Origin of the sequence: Anaeromonas gelatinilytica (genome assembly GCF_016820635.1) — a bacterium.
In the GTDB taxonomy this organism is placed as follows: Bacteria; Bacillota; Clostridia; order Tissierellales; family SIT17; genus Anaeromonas; species Anaeromonas gelatinilytica.
On the sequence record NZ_WSFU01000015.1, the window covers coordinates 1 to 21,209 of the forward strand.

Annotated in this window: 25 protein-coding genes and 1 tRNA gene; 3 read left to right on the forward strand and 23 right to left on the reverse strand. The window is 27.2% G+C overall.

Annotated features, from left to right (window positions below):
* Positions 1-150: 150 nt before the first annotated feature.
* The 10 genes from GOQ29_RS01045 to GOQ29_RS01090 all read right to left on the reverse strand — a co-directional run bounded on the left by GOQ29_RS01045 (position 151) and on the right by GOQ29_RS01090 (position 7,163).
* Positions 151-816: a TraR/DksA C4-type zinc finger protein gene (locus GOQ29_RS01045; protein ID WP_203370556.1), complete on the reverse strand. Its 666-nt coding sequence runs from the start codon at positions 814-816 to the stop codon at positions 151-153.
* A 280-nt stretch (positions 817-1,096) separates the two neighbouring features.
* Positions 1,097-1,903: a bifunctional 3-deoxy-7-phosphoheptulonate synthase/chorismate mutase gene (locus GOQ29_RS01050; RefSeq protein ID WP_203370558.1), complete on the reverse strand. Its 807-nt coding sequence runs from the start codon at positions 1,901-1,903 to the stop codon at positions 1,097-1,099.
* 22 nt (positions 1,904-1,925) lie between these two features.
* Positions 1,926-2,621 (reverse strand): 5'-methylthioadenosine/adenosylhomocysteine nucleosidase, encoded by a 696-nt coding sequence (locus GOQ29_RS01055; protein ID WP_203370560.1) that lies wholly within the window; start codon positions 2,619-2,621, stop codon positions 1,926-1,928.
* A 72-nt stretch (positions 2,622-2,693) separates the two neighbouring features.
* Positions 2,694-3,179, reverse strand: a complete 486-nt coding sequence (locus GOQ29_RS01060; RefSeq protein WP_203370562.1) for a DivIVA domain-containing protein — start codon at positions 3,177-3,179, stop codon at positions 2,694-2,696.
* A gap of 13 nt (positions 3,180-3,192) precedes the next feature.
* The gene (locus GOQ29_RS01065; protein ID WP_203370564.1) at positions 3,193-3,984 is read right to left on the reverse strand and encodes a YlmH family RNA-binding protein; all 792 of its coding nucleotides are present in this window, start codon (positions 3,982-3,984) and stop codon (positions 3,193-3,195) included.
* A 9-nt stretch (positions 3,985-3,993) separates the two neighbouring features.
* Complete coding sequence (locus GOQ29_RS01070) at positions 3,994-4,272, reverse strand: YggT family protein (RefSeq protein ID WP_203370565.1); 279 nt, start codon at positions 4,270-4,272, stop codon at positions 3,994-3,996.
* A 12-nt stretch (positions 4,273-4,284) separates the two neighbouring features.
* Positions 4,285-4,737: a cell division protein SepF gene (locus GOQ29_RS01075; RefSeq protein ID WP_203370567.1), complete on the reverse strand. Its 453-nt coding sequence runs from the start codon at positions 4,735-4,737 to the stop codon at positions 4,285-4,287.
* A 2-nt stretch (positions 4,738-4,739) separates the two neighbouring features.
* A complete protein-coding gene (locus GOQ29_RS01080; RefSeq protein WP_350445952.1) occupies positions 4,740-5,450 on the reverse strand; it encodes a YggS family pyridoxal phosphate-dependent enzyme in 711 nt (236 codons plus the stop codon).
* 3 nt (positions 5,451-5,453) lie between these two features.
* Entirely contained in the window at positions 5,454-6,725 is a 1,272-nt protein-coding gene (locus GOQ29_RS01085; RefSeq protein ID WP_203370568.1) for a biotin/lipoyl attachment domain-containing protein, read from the reverse strand.
* Between the two features lie 63 nt (positions 6,726-6,788).
* The gene (locus GOQ29_RS01090; protein WP_203370570.1) at positions 6,789-7,163 is read right to left on the reverse strand and encodes a hypothetical protein; all 375 of its coding nucleotides are present in this window, start codon (positions 7,161-7,163) and stop codon (positions 6,789-6,791) included.
* Positions 7,164-7,341: 178 nt separating this feature from the next.
* Here GOQ29_RS01090 and GOQ29_RS01095 point away from each other — a divergent pair.
* A tRNA-Pro gene (locus GOQ29_RS01095) sits at positions 7,342-7,418 on the forward strand.
* A 282-nt stretch (positions 7,419-7,700) separates the two neighbouring features.
* Here GOQ29_RS01095 and GOQ29_RS01100 read toward each other — a convergent pair.
* The 12 genes from GOQ29_RS01100 to GOQ29_RS01155 all read right to left on the reverse strand — a co-directional run bounded on the left by GOQ29_RS01100 (position 7,701) and on the right by GOQ29_RS01155 (position 17,155).
* A complete protein-coding gene (locus GOQ29_RS01100) occupies positions 7,701-7,994 on the reverse strand; it encodes a hypothetical protein (RefSeq protein ID WP_203370572.1) in 294 nt (97 codons plus the stop codon).
* Complete coding sequence (locus tag GOQ29_RS01105) at positions 7,975-8,328, reverse strand: hypothetical protein (protein WP_203370574.1); 354 nt, start codon at positions 8,326-8,328, stop codon at positions 7,975-7,977. The genes GOQ29_RS01100 and GOQ29_RS01105 overlap by 20 nt, the downstream gene beginning before the upstream one ends.
* Positions 8,315-8,770, reverse strand: coding sequence for a hypothetical protein (locus tag GOQ29_RS01110; RefSeq protein WP_203370575.1), 456 nt, complete (start codon positions 8,768-8,770; stop codon positions 8,315-8,317). The genes GOQ29_RS01105 and GOQ29_RS01110 overlap by 14 nt, the downstream gene beginning before the upstream one ends.
* Positions 8,757-9,374, reverse strand: a complete 618-nt coding sequence (locus GOQ29_RS01115; RefSeq protein WP_203370577.1) for a hypothetical protein — start codon at positions 9,372-9,374, stop codon at positions 8,757-8,759. Before GOQ29_RS01115 ends, GOQ29_RS01110 begins: the two co-directional genes overlap by 14 nt.
* Before the next feature lie 287 nt (positions 9,375-9,661).
* Positions 9,662-11,140, reverse strand: coding sequence for a stage IV sporulation protein A (spoIVA, locus tag GOQ29_RS01120; RefSeq protein ID WP_203370579.1), 1,479 nt, complete (start codon positions 11,138-11,140; stop codon positions 9,662-9,664).
* A gap of 128 nt (positions 11,141-11,268) precedes the next feature.
* Positions 11,269-12,297 carry an NAD(P)H-dependent glycerol-3-phosphate dehydrogenase gene (locus tag GOQ29_RS01125; RefSeq protein ID WP_203370580.1) on the reverse strand — a complete coding sequence of 343 codons (1,029 nt, stop codon included), beginning with the start codon at positions 12,295-12,297 and terminating at the stop codon, positions 11,269-11,271.
* A 14-nt stretch (positions 12,298-12,311) separates the two neighbouring features.
* Complete coding sequence (gene plsY, locus GOQ29_RS01130) at positions 12,312-12,908, reverse strand: glycerol-3-phosphate 1-O-acyltransferase PlsY (protein ID WP_203370582.1); 597 nt, start codon at positions 12,906-12,908, stop codon at positions 12,312-12,314.
* Position 12,909: 1 nt separating this feature from the next.
* On the reverse strand, positions 12,910-14,226 hold the full coding sequence (gene der, locus GOQ29_RS01135) for a ribosome biogenesis GTPase Der (RefSeq protein ID WP_203370583.1): 1,317 nt from the start codon (positions 14,224-14,226) through the stop codon (positions 12,910-12,912).
* Between the two features lie 4 nt (positions 14,227-14,230).
* On the reverse strand, positions 14,231-15,571 hold the full coding sequence (locus GOQ29_RS01140; protein ID WP_203370585.1) for a DUF512 domain-containing protein: 1,341 nt from the start codon (positions 15,569-15,571) through the stop codon (positions 14,231-14,233).
* A gap of 124 nt (positions 15,572-15,695) precedes the next feature.
* Positions 15,696-15,890, reverse strand: coding sequence for a capping complex subunit for YIEGIA (locus GOQ29_RS01145; RefSeq protein ID WP_203370587.1), 195 nt, complete (start codon positions 15,888-15,890; stop codon positions 15,696-15,698).
* Positions 15,891-15,902: 12 nt separating this feature from the next.
* Positions 15,903-16,820, reverse strand: coding sequence for a YIEGIA family protein (locus GOQ29_RS01150; RefSeq protein WP_203370589.1), 918 nt, complete (start codon positions 16,818-16,820; stop codon positions 15,903-15,905).
* Positions 16,821-16,948: 128 nt separating this feature from the next.
* Entirely contained in the window at positions 16,949-17,155 is a 207-nt protein-coding gene (locus GOQ29_RS01155; protein ID WP_203370591.1) for a hypothetical protein, read from the reverse strand.
* 155 nt (positions 17,156-17,310) lie between these two features.
* Between GOQ29_RS01155 and GOQ29_RS01160 the strand changes: the two genes are divergently transcribed.
* Positions 17,311-18,909 carry a multicopper oxidase family protein gene (locus tag GOQ29_RS01160; RefSeq protein ID WP_203370593.1) on the forward strand — a complete coding sequence of 533 codons (1,599 nt, stop codon included), beginning with the start codon at positions 17,311-17,313 and terminating at the stop codon, positions 18,907-18,909.
* A 134-nt stretch (positions 18,910-19,043) separates the two neighbouring features.
* Here GOQ29_RS01160 and GOQ29_RS01165 read toward each other — a convergent pair whose 3' ends face one another.
* Positions 19,044-20,291 (reverse strand): serine hydroxymethyltransferase, encoded by a 1,248-nt coding sequence (locus tag GOQ29_RS01165; RefSeq protein ID WP_203370595.1) that lies wholly within the window; start codon positions 20,289-20,291, stop codon positions 19,044-19,046.
* A 149-nt stretch (positions 20,292-20,440) separates the two neighbouring features.
* On the opposite strand from GOQ29_RS01165, the gene GOQ29_RS01170 reads away from it, so the two are divergent.
* Positions 20,441-21,196 carry a threonine/serine exporter family protein gene (locus GOQ29_RS01170; RefSeq protein ID WP_203370597.1) on the forward strand — a complete coding sequence of 252 codons (756 nt, stop codon included), beginning with the start codon at positions 20,441-20,443 and terminating at the stop codon, positions 21,194-21,196.
* Positions 21,197-21,209 lie beyond the last annotated feature (13 nt).

The following is a 21,209-nucleotide window of genomic DNA, read 5'->3' on the forward strand; positions in this document are numbered from 1 at the left end:
TTTATACTTTAATTTTGGAATGATAAATATTTAAATTTTATTTGACTTCATATAGTTAGTCTTATATTTTACAAAAAGTTTTTTAGTACATTTTTATAGATAACTATAATTATAACATAATTATAAAAATAAGGACTAATATGTTAGTCCTTATTCATGTTTTTGTTCATCAGGTATGTCTTCTCTATTTTCATTTCTAAATTGTCCTCTATAATATTCTTCAGATATTAATTCTATATCTTCCACTGATCCAACTTCCTTTTCATCATATATTCCTAACCTATCACCTGTACTATGAGATGGATCGGAATCAATTTTGTTATATTCTTCAAGTTTTTGAATAATATCTTCACCATCGGTACCTACAAAATTTTCTTCGCTATCATCATTATTTGTTCTACTAAAAGCACCTTGTAAAAATTCTTCTTCAATTGGTCTCTCGCTAATAATAAACTGTTCCACTTCGTCCCTATGATCTTTACATGTAACTGTATATGGTATTATATCTAATCTATCTTCCTCAATAGGTTTACCACATATTATACAATTACCATATTTACCTTCCTCAATATTATTTAAAGATAAATCAATTTTTGTCAATATCATTTTTTCTCTATCTTTTAAATTTATATTTTGTTCCAACATAAATGTTTCAGTACCAAGGTCTGCGGGGTGATTATCATATGATGACAATTCACCAGTAGAATCTCGTAATGTTCCTTCATGATCAGCTTCTATCTTATGAATTGTATCTATTATTTCTTTTTTTTCTTGTAATAATTGTTCTCTATATTTTTCTATTTTATTTACATTCATATATATCCTCCTATTATTTATTTACATTACTAATATACCCCAAAAAATAAATCTCCATTATATATATAATGAAGATTTATTTTAAAATTTATTCAATTAAAAAAAGTTAATAGTAAGTAAAAAAACAATAAACTATCTTTCTTGTACCTTGCATTATAAAATTCAGATAATAAAAGGAAAAAGAATAATAAATAATCAGTACTCTTTTCTATCATAAAAACACCTCTTAATACTTTATATTATATAATATGAGGCGAAAATAAAATGTGACATATTTTTTTTAATAAATACAATCATATATCTTTTTTGTTTCATCAATTAATTCTTGAAATTCTCTAAAATCTATTGACTGATGCCCATCAGACAATGCTTCCTCTGGATTAAAATGTACTTCCACCATTATTCCATCAGCTCCAACAGCAGCTGCTGCCTTTGACATAGGAGAAACTAAATGTCTTATACCAGTACCATGACTAGGATCTACTATTACCGGCAATTTTGTTAAACCTTTCAATATTGGTACTGCTGTCATATCTAATGTATTACGAGTAAAATTATCAAAGGTTCTTATACCTCTTTCACATAAAACAATATTTTCATTACCTTCTAATGCAATATATTCAGCCGCCATTAACCATTCTTCAATAGTAGCATTCATACCTCTTTTTAACATAATAGGTTTATTAAACTTACCTACTTCTTTAAGCAAAGCATAATTTTGCATATTCCTAGAACCTATTTGAATAATATCTATATAATCTATAGATTTCTCTACATCTCTAGGATCCAATATTTCAGATATTATTTTCAATTGATATTTTTCTGCAGAGTCTTTTAAATATTTTAACCCTTTTAGTCCTAACCCTTGAAAAGAATAAGGAGATGTTCTAGGCTTAAAGGCCCCTCCTCTAAGAATTTTTACGTTTTTCTCAAATAAAAATTTGGCGATTTTACTAATTTGCTCTTTACTCTCTACTGAACATGGGCCACCAATTATTGTAAAATTTTCATTACCTATTTTCACATTATCTCCTAAGTCTATAACTCTCTTACTTTCTTTATCTTTTCCGATGTATTTTAAATTCATACCAATTCCTCCATTGTTACATCTATAACTTAAATAAAATTCTCTTTAAAATGTTTACTGATTTCTTACTAGCATCTAAAACAAATTCATTATAATTACTATTAGCCGAACCATCAGCTTTATCTGAAATTGCTCTAATAATAACAAAAGAAATCCCATTAATATTACATGCATGACCTATTGCAGCACCTTCCATCTCAACGCAATAAGCACTAAATTGATTCCATAAAAATTTCTTTTTTTCAGCACTAGCTACAAATTCATCCCCAGATACAATTCTCCCTTTGTAAACTCTATTATCTTTTAATTCACTTTTAGTAGAATTAACTACTAAATCTATCAATCTATCATCAGCTTTAAACTTTGATACTTTTAGTCTTGGTATTTCTCCTAATTTATATCCAAAACTTCTAGCATCAAAATCATGTTCTAACACATCTTCAGATACAACTATATCTCCTATCTGAATATCATCTTTCACTGCACCTGCTACTCCAGTATTTATTACAGAATCAACTTTGTATTCTGTTATTAATATTTGAGTAATAATTGCTGCATTTACCTTTCCTATACCACATCTTACTAATACAATATTCTTACCCTGAAATCTTCCTCTATAAAATACAGTTTGAGCTTTTGTATCTTTCCCAACTATTTCCATTTCATTTTTTATTATTTCTATCTCCTCATCCATAGCTCCTATGATACCTAAAATCATTTTCTACCCCTCCAATTATTTATTTAAGTCAAATATAATATCTTTCAACATTAGAAAAAGGGGTCTCCCCCTTTATATTTCCTCTGATAATTCTTCTGAAAACTCTTCTGAGCTTTCTACAAACAATTCTTCTGACATTTCTAATTGAGACTTTAAAAGAGTTCTAAATTTAGTTTTGAAAAGTAACATTTCTTTCCTAGTTTCTTCATACTCTTTATTAATATTTAAAACTTCATTATTAGCCTCATCAATTATCTCTCTAGCCTTCATTTCAGCTTCTTTAATAGTATTATCATATTTTTCCTTAGCATTCATATTAACTTCTTCAGCAGTTTTTTGAGCAACAACTAATGTATTTTGTAATGTTTCCTCAATATCAACATAATGTTTAATTCTATCATTTAATAGCCCCATTTTATCTTTTAATTCTATATTTTCTTTATATAACTTCTCATAATCCGATATTATTTCATCTAAAAAAGTCTCTACCTCTTTTATATTATAACCTCTTACTCCTTTACTAAATCCTTTATTTTGAATATCTAGTGGTGTTAACATTATTATCCCTCCATTATATGTATTTATTAATCTGAACTTTCAACTTTCCTTTTTTAGATTCTCCTAATATACTTTCAAGTCTCATTCTTCCTTTTTTCCTAACAGATATTAAATCTCCTTCATTTACACAATAAGATATATTATCTATAGGTTGAAAATTAACTTTAACTTTTTCACCCTTTATAATCTTAGAGCTATCATTCCTTGATAAATTAAAAGCAGAACTTACAATAGTATCCAACCTCAATGAAGAAACTGTTGTATAAACTTTTTCATATTCATCTTTCTTTATATAAATATCTTGTAAAGAAATCTCTTTTACATTTACCGACTCTTTACCTACAGTATCTAAATTTAACAATATATAATCTTTTAATTCTTTACTCATTATTATATGAGCAAAATCATCAGATACAATAATATCACCTATTATTTCTCGTTTTACTCCTAATCCCAATAGAGCTCCTAAAAAATCTTTATGATTTAAATTTGAATATCTATATTTAGTCCTAACTTCTATAGCTGATACTTCATTATCTAAATCAGTATGCCTTAAATATTCAGGATACATTATTATAATTTTTCTTTCAGCATAGTCATATCCACCCTCTTCATAATAATCAATATCACTAAATCTATTAAGTATAGAATATGATAACTTTCTCTGATGAGGATCCAAAAAATCAGAAGAGACAACACTATGGTTTATAATAACTTTTTCTATATCATCAAGTATTTTTCTTAGGATTATTATTTGCCCTTTATCATTTATATGTTCTAAATATTTCTTTTTATCTTTTAACATAAATACATCCTAATATAATAGTCTAATTATAACTCCACTAACTATATCTAAAAAAAGAAAAGCCAATAATGGAGAAAAATCAAACATTCCTGTATTTATACCTAACCTATTTATTAAATTTCTAAAAGGAGCTAAGATTGGTTCTGTAAAACGATAAATAAAATTTAATAATGGATTTCTTAAATCTCTAATTATTAAACTCAAAAAAATTCTTGCTATTACCATTATTTTAAGTAAATTTATAAACATATCTATTGCTTGAACTAAAACATACTTATCAAATACCACTAAATCCACCTCTTATTTTTTCCAAGGAAATAATCCTTTATTTTTCAACTCTTCCTGTAAATTACCATCTATTTCTACATTATTAGGAGCTAAAATAAAGACATCCTTTGCTACCTTCTGAATATTTCCTTCTAATGTATATATTGCTCCACTAGTAAAATCAAATACTTTTCTTTTTTCTTCACTATCCAATTGTAATAAGTTTAATACTACAGGTTTTCTATTTTTTACATCATCTATTGCTTTCACTATATCCTCATACTTTATAGGTTCATGTATGGATAATTTTATACTATTATTTGTGTGTATATTTAAAACTTTCTTTTGTTTTGATTTGCTAAGATTTCTTTCATCCTTAATTAAAGCATCATCTTCTAATTCATCATAATCTTCATAATCCTCATCTAGATCCTCTAACCCTATAAAATACTTAACTTTATTTAAAATAGTTCCCTTCTCAGACATTTTTATTCCTCCTTATATTTTCTTTTACCAAAAATACCTGTTCCTACTCTAATTAAATTAGCGCCTTCTTCAATTGCTATTTCAAAATCATTTGTCATTCCCATAGATAAATACTTCATTTCAACATTAGACAATTCCTTTTTTTTAATCTTTTCAAATAAAGCTTTAGCATCTCTAAATACGTATCTTACATTTTCTGATTCCTCAGCATAAGGTGCCATAACCATTAAACCTTTTACTTTTATATATGGATATCCTTCTAACATTTTTAAAAAATCCATAACATCTTCTTTCTTTAGCCCAAATTTACTTTCTTCTTCAGCAATATTAACTTGTACTAAAGCATTGATAACTCTGTCAATTTTTTTAGCCCTCTTATTTAGCTCCTTTGCTAAAGATTTTCTGTCTAAAGAATGTATTAGATCAACCTTATCTATTATATATTTAACTTTATTTGACTGTAGATGTCCTATCATATGCCACGTTAAATCATAATCATTCAACGCATCATATTTAGCTGTTATTTCTTGAACCTTATTTTCTCCTATATCAGTCATTCCTAGTTCAATTGCTTCTGAAATAATATCTACTGATATAGTTTTTGTAACTGCTATTAGATTAATATCCTCTCTACTTCTATTAGTTCGCTTACAAGCTTCATTAATTTTTCTTTCTATTTCTTTGATATTTTCATTAATTGAAATATTAACCACCCCTTACTCATCTAAATATTTATCAATTAAATTACCATTAATTATTACTTCATCATAACTTTCTACTGTATTATATTTTTCTTCATCTTTTTTTAACTGAATCATACCTCTTTGCCCCTGATCGGCAATAACAAATTCATCATCTTGATATAAAATTTTTACAGGTTTAAAATTTATAATTGAATCAATATTTTTAGTATAAACACCTTTCAATCCATCTTTTTTTACTATTGCCTTTGAAGGTATTTTTAATCCTTCATATCTTCTTAATATTATCTCTACTTCTAAAAATCTTTCTTTATAATATTTATATAAATAAGAATTTAATTCAATCAAAACCAAAGTATTTTCTTTATCTGATTTTAAATTAACTATTTCTCCTTGTATTTCCTGACTATCATCTTTAACTCGTATTCTTATACTGTCTCCCTTATTTAAATTCTTTGACTTTTCAACAGAAACATTAGCTAATATATACCATTTAAAATCATCTATTACTTTCATTATAGGTTGTCCATGTTCTATGTTATCAAGTTTTCTAGTATTCTTTATGGATTTTTCCTCCAATTTTATGTCTTTAGGTTTCATATTCAATACATTATTATAAGAATAGAATTCTTCATATCCATCAAATTGATAAGATACAATCCCAGAATCTTCACTATAATATGTTTTATTATTATTTTCACTTTCTTTCAATAAATCTTCTTTATTTTTTTCTAATTCTTGAAGTGTCTTTCCTACAAAACCACTATCCTGTGTCATTTTATTCTTTTTTTCTATTTTTGCTTTTAATTCTTCTTCTAATTTATCTTTTTCATCATCATCTGTGATTTTAGAAATTTCTTCGTTTAAAGCATCAATTTCTTTATCTATTTTATCTATATCGTCACTAAATATTATCAAAGATTTATTTTCTTCTTTCAATTGATTAATTTTCTTATCTATTTTTTCAATTTCTTCTTGATAATCATCATTTACACCAGAAGTATGATTCGCTAAATTTCGTTTTTTCCCAACTTTATCTCCTTCATCATAATGAAACTCTAACTCTCCATCCCCTTTAGAATGATATATACTTTCATTTTTTATAACTACAACATTACTCGCAATAGATTTTTCAATTTCCTCTTTCTTTATTAAATAGGTATCAGAATTATTACTATAAAAACTCGGTAGAAAAGCAAAAAGAAGATATATGGTTATCACAATTGCTATGCCTAATCTTATCTTTTTTTTTCGTTTTCTTCGTCTCTCTCTCTCCTTTTTTGACATATTCACACCTCATAATCCAATATTAATATACTTCTATGCTATTTTAATTTTTCCTGCTTAATTTCAAAAGAATTTTCCGTATTTACTAACTACTTTAATTTCCATTATATTATTAACTTTCAATCTTAATATTTCATTTGAATAAGTAGCTAATAAAAGTAATTTTTCTCTTTTTTTTGCTCCAATAATTATTCCTTTAAATTTTTCCTTACTATTCAAGATTAATGATACTTCATCTCCAGAACGAATTCTCAAATTGCCTATTAAAAATTCATTAATATCTGTTTCATTTATAACTTCATTGGTTATTACTTTGTTGTCAAGAACTATAGTATTATTTTTTAAATATATTTTTTCTTTTATAACAACTAATATATATCCTAAAATACTAGCACTTAGAAGTATATATAAAAGATTTTTTAAAAAATATATTATCAAAATTATCACTACCTTTTTGTTGATAAATTAATTATAATTATTTTTATAAAAGTAATTATATCATAATTTATCATAATTAAAAATATGACTTATTTACCTATTTTACACTCTAACAATATATTAATCTATAAAAACACCTTTACAAAAGATACTTTTTCCTATATAATGTCCTTGTTAACGGGATGTGGCGCAGTTTGGTAGCGCACAAGTCTGGGGGACTTGGGGCCGCTGGTTCAAGTCCAGTCATCCCGACCATTTTATAATTTTGTTAATTATGATAACGTTGAAAAATAGCCATATTCACATTCGTCCTATTACAATTTCACCCAAAATATAAAAAGCTTTCTTAAATATAAAATTACAAACAAATATATTGATAATAGTCCAATAATATATAAAACTTTTCATTTATTAAATAAAAAGGACTAGAGGTTTTCTCTATGTCCAATTTATTTATAATCTTAATTATCTTTATATGAATTAATTATTTTGATATAGATTCTTACAAAAATTAGAAGTTAATAATTATAATAATTATTAGTTATTTCTCATAAATTTAAACTCTTGAACTTCATTCTTAAATATATCTTCAATCATACTTATATACATATTTTTTTTGCTTTCTTCTATATTATCATAGAAAAATACAGCTTTTCCTACATGATTAATGCTAATTGCAATCTCAGAATTCTTAATTAATATCAAACTCCCATAATCTTTAAATAAATAATTACAATTTGCAATATATTTTTTTATTCTATCAAAATTCATATTAAAAAATCTTTCCATTGGATAATAAGTTTCATTATTTTTATACATTTTCATCTTCATCACTTACCCTTTTAAATATAGATATAAAATTATTATAATTATCATAAAACTCAAAAGTTTTCTCTAATGATTTTTTTCTTTTTATCTGTATTTCCTTAGCCTGTTCAAGCACATTACTCATCAATTCATATTCTAAGTCTGTCTCTTCAATATCTCCATTAATTACTAATCGTTTTAATTGACTATCCATACTATCTATATTCGTAAGCATCTTATCATTAGAACCTAAATTTTCTATAGTTTTTAACACTTCATTATATTCATTATAATTCTTTTTTGCTTCCTCATCAACAATTTTATTTTCCTTATATTTATCATGGTTATTTATACCCAAATGCATCATCCCCATATTCATTTAACATTTTTACAATTTCACATAACATTCCATGTATTTTCCATTGATTATCTTTATAATAATCAGGTGATTTATTGTGGATCTTATATAATTCAATAAATTTTAATTTCAAATCACTTGGTAACAAATAAAAGAAATTCACTTGTTTCATATTTTTCCTTAAATTTAAATAATCAATTTTTTGTTCACTATATGCACCTTTATAAATGATAGAAAATAACTCTTGATGGTTATAAATAATCTGAATTAATAAATTTCTAACTTGATTTTTTTTAGCCTTCTTTTCTTCTATATAAGAAGTTATAATAAAAACAAAAGTACTTAATACAAATCCTAAAATTGTATTAAACCAATTTTGATTAAATATAGTACTATCTCTTTGTAAAATAATAACAAAAATCCAAATATTATTTTTTATCATTTTTTTCACTCTCATATTCTTTCTTGAGTGAAGTTAAATGTTCATTAAATATTTTAGAACTATTTAGATAATTATCTATAGTATTAATATTTAAATTAAATATTCCTCTATCTAGCGATTTATCTAATGATTCTATAAGTACTGTAAATATTGATAATAATGATTCTGAATTAAATAATCCTTCTAAATTTTTTCCATCGGCTCTTTCTAATTTTAATCTATGTAAACTTTGTCCATTACCAACATTACTTTCTATAGAATTAATTAAAAAAGGATTTGTTTGAGCAGCCATTAGTGGTCTTAATAAGACTCCATATTTCATTTTCAATTTATTTACAAAGAGTAAGGATGCTTTATACTTTGTAGCATTTAAACTTAATTCTTCAATTTTAGTATATTGGGGATGCTGAAGATAATCTATTAAATTTTTTGGATTAGTTTTAAATACTTCTGCAATATGAGTATTTAGATTTCTAAATAATTTATCTTTATCATCATGTTTAAAATGCATTTCAAAAATTGTAGTCAATATTTCATGATAATTATCCACTTCACTCATTTTTTTAATAAAATCCTCAAGTTCATTTAATGTTTGATTTTCCATAATAACCTCCTAAATATTTTTTAATACCATTCTTTAATTATTTCTACATCATTTTTTAAACTCCTTCAATAAAATAGAAAAATGACCAAAGATTTCTTATACGACATTTTTTAGTATTTATTATATTACAAATAAAGAATCTCTTAAACCTAAATTTAAGAGATCTATTTCTAATATATTCTATTATAATAATATGTTAAAAAATAACACTAATATTTAAACTTAAAAATAATTAAATAAATTTAATATTAATACAAGCTAAAGTGTATACTTTAGCCTGTATTTTGTTATATAATTATACAAATTAACCCTCCACTACCATCATTTATAATTCTTTGTAATGTTCTTTGAATCTTCTTTCTCGCATCCATAGGCATTGTATTTATTTTCCCTTGAAGTTGCTCATTAACTAGGTCATGTAAAGATTTCCCAAACATATTTGATTGCCATATTTTTGATGGATCATTTTCAAATTCATCTAATAAATATTTAACTAATTCTTCACTTTGCTTCTCCGTTCCAATAATAGGAGAAACTTCTGTCGTTATATCAGCTCTTATTAAATGCAGAGACGGCGCATTTGCCTTTAATTTAATTCCAAATCGATGTCCTTCTTTAAAAGTTTCTGGCTCCAATAATTCTAATTCTTCTAAATTAGGCGACACTAACCCATAACCATTTTCTCTTACATCATTTAATGCTGTTTCAATTCTATCATATTCTTTTTTAGCTTTTGATAATTTAGTTATAAGACTTAAAATCTGATGTTCACCATTTATATCATATCCTGTTGATTCATTAATAACCTTATAAAATAGAGTATCATCAACATCAATAGAAATATTTACAATTCCTTTTCCTAAATCTATCTCTTTGATGTCTATTTCATTAATAATATCACATTCATGAATTTCCTCAGCAGCTTTATCAATTTCACTTAATTTTTGTATTGAAGATGTATTTTCAATTACCGTATCAATTATCTTTTCTTTAATCCAATGTTTAACAGTTAATCCATCTACCCATCCAGGTAAATTAATATTTATTTCTTGGATAGGAAATTCAAGTAATACTTTATCTAAAATTTCCGTTATATCCTTCATATTTAAATTCATACAATCCGAAGCAATAACTGGCACATTATATTTTTCCTCCAAATTTTCTTTTAAAGCCACTGTGCTATCAAGATTAGGATTTTTTGAATTTAATAATATAACAAAAGGTTTATCTAATTCTTGTAATTCTTTTATTACTCTTTCTTCTGAAGGTATATAACTTGACCTTTCTATTTCTGTAAAAGAACCATCTGTAGTAACAACTATTCCTATAGTAGAATGATCTGTAATAACCTTTCTTGTTCCTATTTCCGCCGCTTCTTCAAAAGGAATTTCCTTCTCATACCATGGAGTAGTAACCATTCTAGGCATTTCATTTTCCTCATGTCCCAAAGCTCCTTCAACCAAATAACCCACACAGTCAACCATTCTTACTTTAAACTTAATATTATCATTCAATACTAAATTTACAGCTTCACTTGGAACAAACTTAGGTTCAGTTGTCATTATTGTTTTCCCTGCACCACATTGTGGCAATTCATCATTAGCTCTTCCCTTCCTATGTACATTTTCTATATTAGGAATTACTAGTTGATCCATGAATTTCTTAATAAAAGTGGATTTACCAGTTCTAACTGGTCCAACCACTCCAATATAGATATCACCATCAGTTCTTTCTGAAATCTCTTTGTATATATTAAACTTATCCACTAACTTTCCCTCCTTTATATAATAAGTAGTTTCATAGCTCTTCTTAACATTATATATATTGTAAATATACAGATAATATTACATGCTTGGAAAAGTTTTTAAAAAAATAGAACATACATATGTATGTTCTACCAAGTAGATATTTCGTTTTCTACTATATCTTCTATTTCATGAGTTTTATCTCTTAACATTAAATTAATTACAGAGTTCTTAACATCTTTATTTTCATAAAGTACTCCATAAATCTCTTCGATAATAGGCATTTCAACATTAAATTGTTCAGCTAACTTATAAGCCGATTTTGAAGTCTTTATTCCTTCTACAACCATACCTACTGATTTAACAGCCTCTTCCATACTATAACCTTCACCAATTTTTATACCTGCTCTTCTATTTCTACTATGCATACTTGTACATGTAACTATTAAATCTCCTATTCCTGATAATCCTGCAAAAGTCATTTCGTTAGCTCCCATTTTTTCACCAAGTCTTGCTATTTCAATGATTCCTCTATTCATTAATGCTGCCTTTGTATTATCTCCATATCCTAACCCATCAGATATGCCAGCTCCTAATGCAATAACATTTTTTAATGATCCACCAAGTTCAACCCCTATTACATCTGGATTTGTATAAACTCTAAATTTTGGTGTCATAAAGAATTCTTGAACATATTCTGCTACTTCTTTTGATTTAGATGCTACAACTACAGCAGTCGGTATATCCTTAGCAACCTCTTCTGCATGAGATGGACCGGATAATATAGCATATCTAGAACTTGGAATTATTTCTGATACAACATCTGAGATACGCTTAAGACTTTCTATTTCAATACCTTTTGCTACATTAACTATTATTTGATTTCTTTTTAACTTATCTTTGATTAATTTTAATGTATCTCTAATACCATGAGTCGGTATAGCCAATAAAATAATATCTTTATTATATATTGTCTTTTCAATATCACTAGTTATATTAATATTATTAGGAAGTACAATACCAGGTAAATATTTAATATTTTCTCTGGTCCTATTAATATCAATCTCCTTATCTTTATTTCTAACCCATAAGTCCACATGAGTTCCTTTCTTAGCTAAAAGTACAGCTAAAGCCGTACCCCAACTGCCTCCACCAAGTATACTTATTGTTTTATCCATTTTTACCTCCTACTTTATGCTTTGTGTCCTAACTTAGATTCCTCTCCATTTAAGAGTCTTCTAATATTGGTTTTATGCCTATATATAGCCATTATAGCTAGAATCAGTAAAAAAATAAAAAATCGTAAATCAAAAGGACGAACTACCACTAATGATATAATGGGTACTAAAGCCATAGCCATTATAGATCCTAAAGAAACATATCTTGTCTTTATAATTATTAATATTCCTATTATTATTGCAATAATAGCTGGTAAAGGATTGATAAATGTTACTGCTCCAATAGTTGCTGCAATACCTTTACCTCCTTTAAATCCTAAAATAATTGGCCAATTATGTCCTATAACAACAAAAATTCCAGCTATAAGTCTACCAGTATCTCCTAAAATCATTTGTCCTATTATTACTGCTATGATTCCTTTTAATACATCTAAAATAAAAGTTATTAAACCAATTTTTTTACCAAAAACTCTAAGAGCATTAGTAGCCCCTGCATTACCACTGCCTTTTGTTCTAATATCTATATTTTTTAAAATTTTCCCCAAAATATATGATGAAGAAAAATTACCGACAATATAAGATATTAACCCAATCAAAAGGATTTTCAACAAATTATTTCCCCCTTTCTCTAAATTCAAATAAAATAGATGTTCCCTCCAATCCAAAAGATGTTCTTATCTGATTTTCTAAATATCTTGCATAAGAAAAATGCATCAATTCTTTATCATTTATAAAGATAACAAATTTAGGCGGTTTTGATGCCATCTGTGTTCCATAAAATATTTTTAATCTTTTGCCCTTATCCGATGGTGGCTGATTCATTAGAATAGCTTCTCCAATTATATCATTTAATACACCAGTACTTATTCGCATTGAATGGTTATTTGATACAATTTTTATTAAATCAATAATTTTATTTACTCTTTTACCAGTCAATGCAGATATAAATAATATAGGAGCATATGACATGAAAGCCAATCCTTCTCTCACCTTTTTTTCAAAAGTCAAATAAGTCCTATCTTCCTTATCAATTAAATCCCATTTATTAACCAGTATTATTGTACCTTTACCATTATCATGAGCATAACCTGCTATTTTCTTATCTTGTTCTGTTATACCTTCTTCTGCATCAATTATCATTAAGCATACGTCTGCTCTCTCAATAGCTGTTAATGATCTAATAACGCTATATCTTTCAATATTCTCAGTTATTCTCTTCTTTTTTCTCATACCCGCAGTATCAATAAATACAAATTTCTCATTACCAATATTAAACGGTGTATCAATAGCATCCCTTGTAGTACCTGGTATATCACTTACTATAACTCTTTGTTCTCCTAATATCTTGTTAATCAATGATGACTTTCCTGCATTTGGCTTTCCTATAACGGCTACTTTTATAACATCTTCTTCATAATTCATATTTTTATCTTTAGGAAATGATGCAATAGCTTCATCTAATAAATCTCCAATTCCATACCCATGACTAGCTGATATCATTATTGGTTCTCCTAAGCCTAACTCATAAAATTCATAAATAGTATTTGGAGGAGTATGTGAATCAACTTTATTAGCCACTAGAATTATATTTCTACTAGATTTCCTAAGCATATTAGCTACTTCTCTATCTATAGATGTTAATCCTTCAGCTCCATCAACCATAAAGAATATAACATCTGCAGTTTCTATTGCTATTTCTGCTTGTGTCCTCATTTGAGATAAAATAATATCTTCACTATCAGGTTCAATACCTCCAGTATCTATCATAGTAAAGTAATTATTCAACCATTCTCCTTCAGCATAAATCCTATCTCTTGTTACTCCAGGTTTATCTTCAACTATGGATATTCTCTTTCCTGCAATTCTATTGAATAATGTAGATTTTCCTACATTTGGTCTTCCTACTATAGCTAATATCGGTCTTCCCACTTTATCACCTCATGTTTACTAATGTGCTAATGAAGTCTTTTCCATTTACTTCAGAAACATACATATTTTTATTTAATTTACTTTTTATATCTTCTACTGTTAAGTCATCTAAAAAAACTTCTTCGCCATTTCTTAGCATAGAACTTGGAATTACTATTCCATCATATTCTTCTAAATTTTCTAATCTGGAAATTTGCTCTAAAAGATCTATTCCTGTAACTAATCCAGACACAGTTATTTTCTCTCCAAAAAAATTATTTTTAATTGGTACGACTTTAATATCCAATCCATTAATCTTCCAATTAATCATTTCGCCTATTTTTTTCATATAATTATATGCAAGAGTTCCAGTTGCTATTAATACCTTCTTGTTTAATCTCATGTTATTAATATTATATAATTCTTTCTCTATTTCATATTTAAACTCCCTTAACAATCCAACTCCATTTTCTATCTGAGGAAATCCTTCATATTCATCATATTCTGGTAATTTTTCATCAGCTAAAACATAAAATTCATCAGAAGCAAATATAAAACGACTACCTATGATATCCAAGAAATTTTTATGATAATTATTAATTTCTTTAATTAACTTTTTTGATTTTTCTTTATCATAACCTTTTAAACTTGGTAACCCTTGTCTATATTTAGTTATTCCTACAGGTACAACGGCAACGCTTTCAATATTAGGATGAAATTTCACTAAATCTTTTATTGTTCTTTGTAACTCCATACCATCATTTACTTCCGGTATCAAAACAATCTGAGCATTCATCTTAATATTGGTTTCATTAAACCTCTTTAATATATCATATATCTTACCTGCATTTTTATTATTCAACATTCTTTTTCTTAATTCTGGATTTGTAGTATGAACTGATATATTAATAGGACTTATCCTATATTTTATAATTCTATTAATCTCTTCATCACTCATATTTGTTAAAGTTATAAAATTTCCTTGCAAGAATGACAATCTTGAATCATCGTCTTTAAAATATAATGTTTTCCTCATGCCTTTAGGTAATTGATCTATAAAACAAAACATACAATTATTTCTACAATTTTTAGCTTTATCGATTAAAGGATTAGAAAAATTAATTCCTAAATCTTCATCATATTCTTTTTCAATATCTAATTCCCACATTTCTCCATTAGGTTTTTGTATTTCAACAGTAACAAAGTCATCTGCAATATGAAATTTGTAATCTATTATATCTATAATATCTTGTCCATTAATGGTAAGTAATATATCACCCTTTTCTACTCCCAATTCTTCTCCAATACTATTAGGTATTACCTCTTCTACTATATTCATATTATTGTTAATGTTTCGTATTTCCATATTATACTCCTTCTTATTAGCACCTGGTATCAATATTGTACCATAAATCTTTATATTTTCCTATTATACTTAGGTAATACTATCACTATATATGAGAAAAATCAAGATATTTCACTAATTACAATTAGTGTTTCACAATTATAAAACAATCATTATCTAAATCATGAATCATAGCTAATGTTACTTTAGCAATCATTAAAGCAGTATGCTCCATTTCTTCCCTATTATTAACATAAAATACAGGAACACTTCCACCTTCAACAGCATCCTTATTTGTGGTAACAATAGCTAATATTGCATCTTTAATACCTATATCCATAGTAATCCTCCTTTAATCGGCTGCTTTTCTTCCATATTTAGATGATAAAGGTTTTCTCTTTGAACTTTCTAAAACTAATGTATTTTTTACTATTTCTATTAAACATTCAATATCTGGTTCTAAAGCAACAATTACAAGCATTAATCTCCCATTTCTTGAATTCCTTCTAATCATTGGGGTAAAATCTGGTTCATCTACATCTTTTCTTATACCCAATTGAATTGCTGCCTCATGAGTAATAGCCTGTCGTTGACCTAAATTGGCAAGAGTAGATAATGAATTCTCATCTTTAGGTATTATTTCTACCGCTACTCCTTTTTCTATAAATATTTCTCTAGAATCATCAAATCCAACATTCATAATAACAATACCATTTATTGTTAATAAAGGTCCATCAAATCCAATCTTAGCCTCTCTTACATCAGCTATCTCCCCAACAAAAGTTCTCTTAATTTTATTTTTCAAATATACAATAGATATTATGCCTATAAAAATGCCAATAACTATAGACACTATATCATCTAATCTTAATTTACTAGAAATAAATATTGCTATGCTAACTAATACTGAAGTTATCATTGCAACATAATTTCTAGCTTCAAAAGATTTAGCTATATCCTCTATATATGCTGTTCCTCTAGGAACTAATTCTGTAGGTTCAATATTATCTAAACTTTGTCTCTCTAAATTTCTTACATCTCTAAATTGTTGAGCTGCTAAAGATAAAAAAGTTATAGCACTATATTCCTTAGCTGCAATTGCGGGAACGGCTAAAGAACCTAAACTTGCTGCTATAGCTCCTAATGTTATATGAGAAAGAGTAGCTTGAGGATAACTTGGATACTGCCTATAATCTACCCTTAACATAGATAACCTTGATGCAAGCCCTAATACAAATGACGGGATAAAAATATAAGCATAATCAATCATTTAATCACCTTTACTTAAATATTATAATTTTAGTCTACCTAAACCTAATTAGAAATATTCTAATACTTAATCAAGTAGGTATAAAATACACTTTTAATGCAACAGTTTGTTAATCATTTAGTTCCATTTTATCTATTGAAAAAAACACCTATATAAAAATGTTCTTTCTCTCCTTCAGTTGTTTCTACATCTACTTGATTTTCAAATTCTAATTTATCATCACTAAGGATATATTTATATAAATTTGTCTCATAATCTATTACATATACCTTTAATCTTAATTCTTCATTTATTACAATATTTAAAATATATGTGAAAAACCATAATTTAAACACATCAATATCACATCATGCATAATATATCATAATATATGTATTTTTTATTGTATAGTAAAGTTTATTTAATAAAAATTTTAAACTATTGATAAATACAAGGGTTAATAGTCACAAAAAATACTGGAATACAATAAAAAAATTATGGAGGGTTGTAAATGGAAAATTTTTTTAATATCCTAGATGAAGAATTTTATTTGGAAGAAAAAAAGGTAGATCCATCAGTTCCTACAGATATACCAAAATTTGTAGATCCAATGCCTATACCACAAATTGCAAAACCAGTTTATGATTGTTATGAATCAAATGAAAAGGAATTATTCTATAATATTAAAATGCAAGAAGCTAAACATAGATTTCATAAGTACTTTCCTTTAACTACTATTTTTGGATACAATGGAACTTATCCAGGTCCTACGATAGAGGCTTCCAAGGATGTCCATATTAAAGTTAAATGGGAGAATAAACTACCATGTAAACATATTCTTCCCATTGATCATACTCTTCACGGTACGTTGGATACTCCTGATGTAAGAACAGTGGTTCATCTTCATGGAGCTAATGTTGAGTCTGATAGTGATGGATATCCTGAAGCATGGTATTCTAAAAATAATGAATTTATAGGACCGAAATACACCAAAGAAGTATATGAATATACTAATCACCAGGCAGGTGCTACATTATGGTATCATGATCATGCAATTGGGATTACTAGGTTAAATATATATGCAGGATTAGTTGGATTCTACATTATTAGAGATTTTTTTGAAGAGAAACTAAATCTTCCAAAGGATGAATATGAAATACCAATTATGATTCAGGATAAATCCTTCAACAAGGATGGATCATTATTCTATCCTGATAATGCAACTCCACCTGTTAATTTTCCTGTTCCATCAACATCTTCGTTTTTCTTTGGAAATACAATAGTAGTAAATGGAAAGGTTTGGCCTTATCTTAAAGTAGAACCTCGTAAATATAGATTTAGAATGCTAAATGGTTCAAATAACCGTGCCTATGATTTAAAATTAAGTAACGGTGGGACTATTCATCAAATTGGTACTGATTTGGGATTATTAGAACATCCTGTTGATATCAAGTCTTTTATTCTAGAACCTGCTGAAAGAATAGATTTAGTAATCGATTTCTCAAAGTATAAAGGAGAAGAAATAATACTATTAAATGATGGACCAGGACCAGCTAGTCCTGGTACTGATCAAATATTAAAATTCAAGGTGGAGAAAAAATTAAAATCTTCAGACAAAAGTACTATCCCATATAATCTAATGCCAAAGCATAAAATTAACCCTACACTAGCTGCAAAAGAGAGAACTCTGGTCCTTGGTGAAACTACGGATGGTTATGGTAGAGTGATGCATTTGCTCAATAATAAAATGTGGAGTGATCCTGCTACTGAAAAGCCAAAACTAGATACAATTGAAATATGGCATTTAGTAAACACATTTAATTTTCCACACCCAATTCATCTTCACTTAGTACACTTTGAAATATTAGGTAGAAAGGTATATTCAGATGGTGATTTCGACGAGGATGGAAACTATAAGTTTGATTTGGATTCTTTAACACCACCCTTGGATTTTGAAAAAGGACCTAAAGACGTAGTGAGGACAGATCCTAATCAGGTAACATCAATTGTCATGCACTTTAAAGAACACTCCGGGGAATATGTATGGCATTGCCATATACTTGAACATGAGGATAATGATATGATGAGGCCACTTATTGTAGAAAAATAGATCTAATAATTAACTCTATTAAAAGGCGACCTGTGGTCGCCTTTTAATAAAAAATTCCCCTTGAACTTTAATACTTAATTCACTATCCGCTACCCTGTTTTTCTCCAAAATACTGAATCAAAATTATCTAGTTCCTATGGTCTGTAAAATGATGATCTTGATGGTAAACCAAAATTATCAGTTAATCTATGAACTTCAACCTTTAACTTCTCTATGTCTTCTTTTTTAATTATTGCTCTATAAATAATATCTGCAATTTTATCCATCTCTTCTTCTTTCATACCTCTGGTAGTTATTGCAGGAGTACCTAACCTTATACCACTAGTTATAAATGGTGATTTTTCATCAAATGGTATAGTATTTTTATTAACTGTTATATCTATATCTGTTAATATATGTTCAGCTTCTTTACCCGTTAGATCATGATCAATAACATTTATTAATATTAAATGATTATCTGTCCCACCTGAAACTAAATTCAATCCTCTTTTTGTTAAACCTTCTGCTAAAGCCTTAGCATTTTTTACAACTTGATTTTGATAGTTAACAAATTCTTCATCCATTGCTTCTTTAAAAGATACTGCTTTTGCAGCAATCACATGCATCAATGGACCACCTTGAATACCAGGGAAAATTGCCTTATCAATTTTAGCAGCATGTTCTTTCTTACATAAAATGGCTCCACCCCTAGGTCCTCTTAAGGTTTTATGAGTAGTGGTAGTAACGAAATCTGCATATTCTACTGGATTCATATGTAAACCTGCAGCAACTAATCCAGCAATATGCGCCATATCTACCATTAAATATGCTCCTACTTCATCTGCAATTTCTCTAAATTTCTTAAAATCTATCTTTCTAGGATATGCACTGGCTCCAGCAATTATAAGTTTTGGATTATTTGCCTTTGCTATTTCTAAAACATCATCATAATTTATTTGTTCAGTATCCTTATCTACTCCATAAGAAACAAAATTATAATATATTCCAGAAATATTTACAGGACTTCCATGGGTTAAATGACCTCCATGAGATAAATTCATTCCTAAAACTGTATCTCCAGGCTCAAGTATGCTGAAGTATACTGCTAAGTTAGCATTAGAACCAGAGTGAGGTTGAACATTTGCATGCTCTGCTTTATAAATTTCTTTTAATCTGTCACGAGCTAAATCTTCTACTACATCTACATATTCACATCCAGCATAATACCTTTTGTTAGGATAACCTTCTGCATATTTATTAGTCATAACACTTCCCATTGCTTCTAATACAGCATCACTAACATAATTTTCTGAGGCAATTAATTCTATCCCAGCTTTTTGTCTTGAGAACTCTTTATTAATTGTCTCGTATACTTCACTATCACTCATTTGTAATTTATTCATATCTCTGACCACCCTTCCCGTATCTTATCTATATAATAACCAATATTATATAATTAGTCAAAATATTATTTTTATTATTTCCTTAAATTAATATATTTAAAATGTTATAATATATATTAAATCTATAGGCTTTATTGAGGAGGATACTAATGAAAAAAGATGAAATAAAAAATTTATTAGTCATGTCTATATTAGCTGGAAAAATAATGTTAAGAAATGGCGCAGAAACCTATAGGGTAGAAGATACTATAATAAGAATATGTAAATCAAGAAATATTCAATATGTAGAAACTTTCGTTACTCCCACTGGTATATTTTTATCAGTGGAACATGAAGATAAACTCTTTTCTTATATTAAAAGAATTAAATCTATATCTATAGATTTACATAAAATATCCGAAGTTAATAATTTTTCTAGAAAATTTGTTAATTCAGATATGTCAATATCAGAAGGAATGAAAATATTAGAAAGCATTGACACTATACCTACATTTAAAAGTATAGTAAGATATATTTTCGGTGGAGTTGCTGGTGGTTTTTTTACATTAATGTTTCAAGGAAGCTTTTTAGATTTTATAGCTTCTTTTATCACCAGTTTTACATTATTAATTCTATTAGATTATATAAAAAAAATACCTATCACGTTTTTTTTGAGTAACATTATAGGCAGTATATTTATCACATTATTTTCTATAGCATTATTCAAACTAGGTATTGGTAATGACATAAATAAAATTATAATTGGATCATTAATGCCCTTAGTTCCAGGGGTTGTTATTACTAACGCTATACGAGATTTCATATCAGGCGACTTTTTATCAGGAACATCTAGAGCAATTGAAGGTATTATAATAGCCTTAGCTATAGCATTTGGAGTTGGAATTATTCTAAGATTAGGTATTTAATACTTTCTTTTAA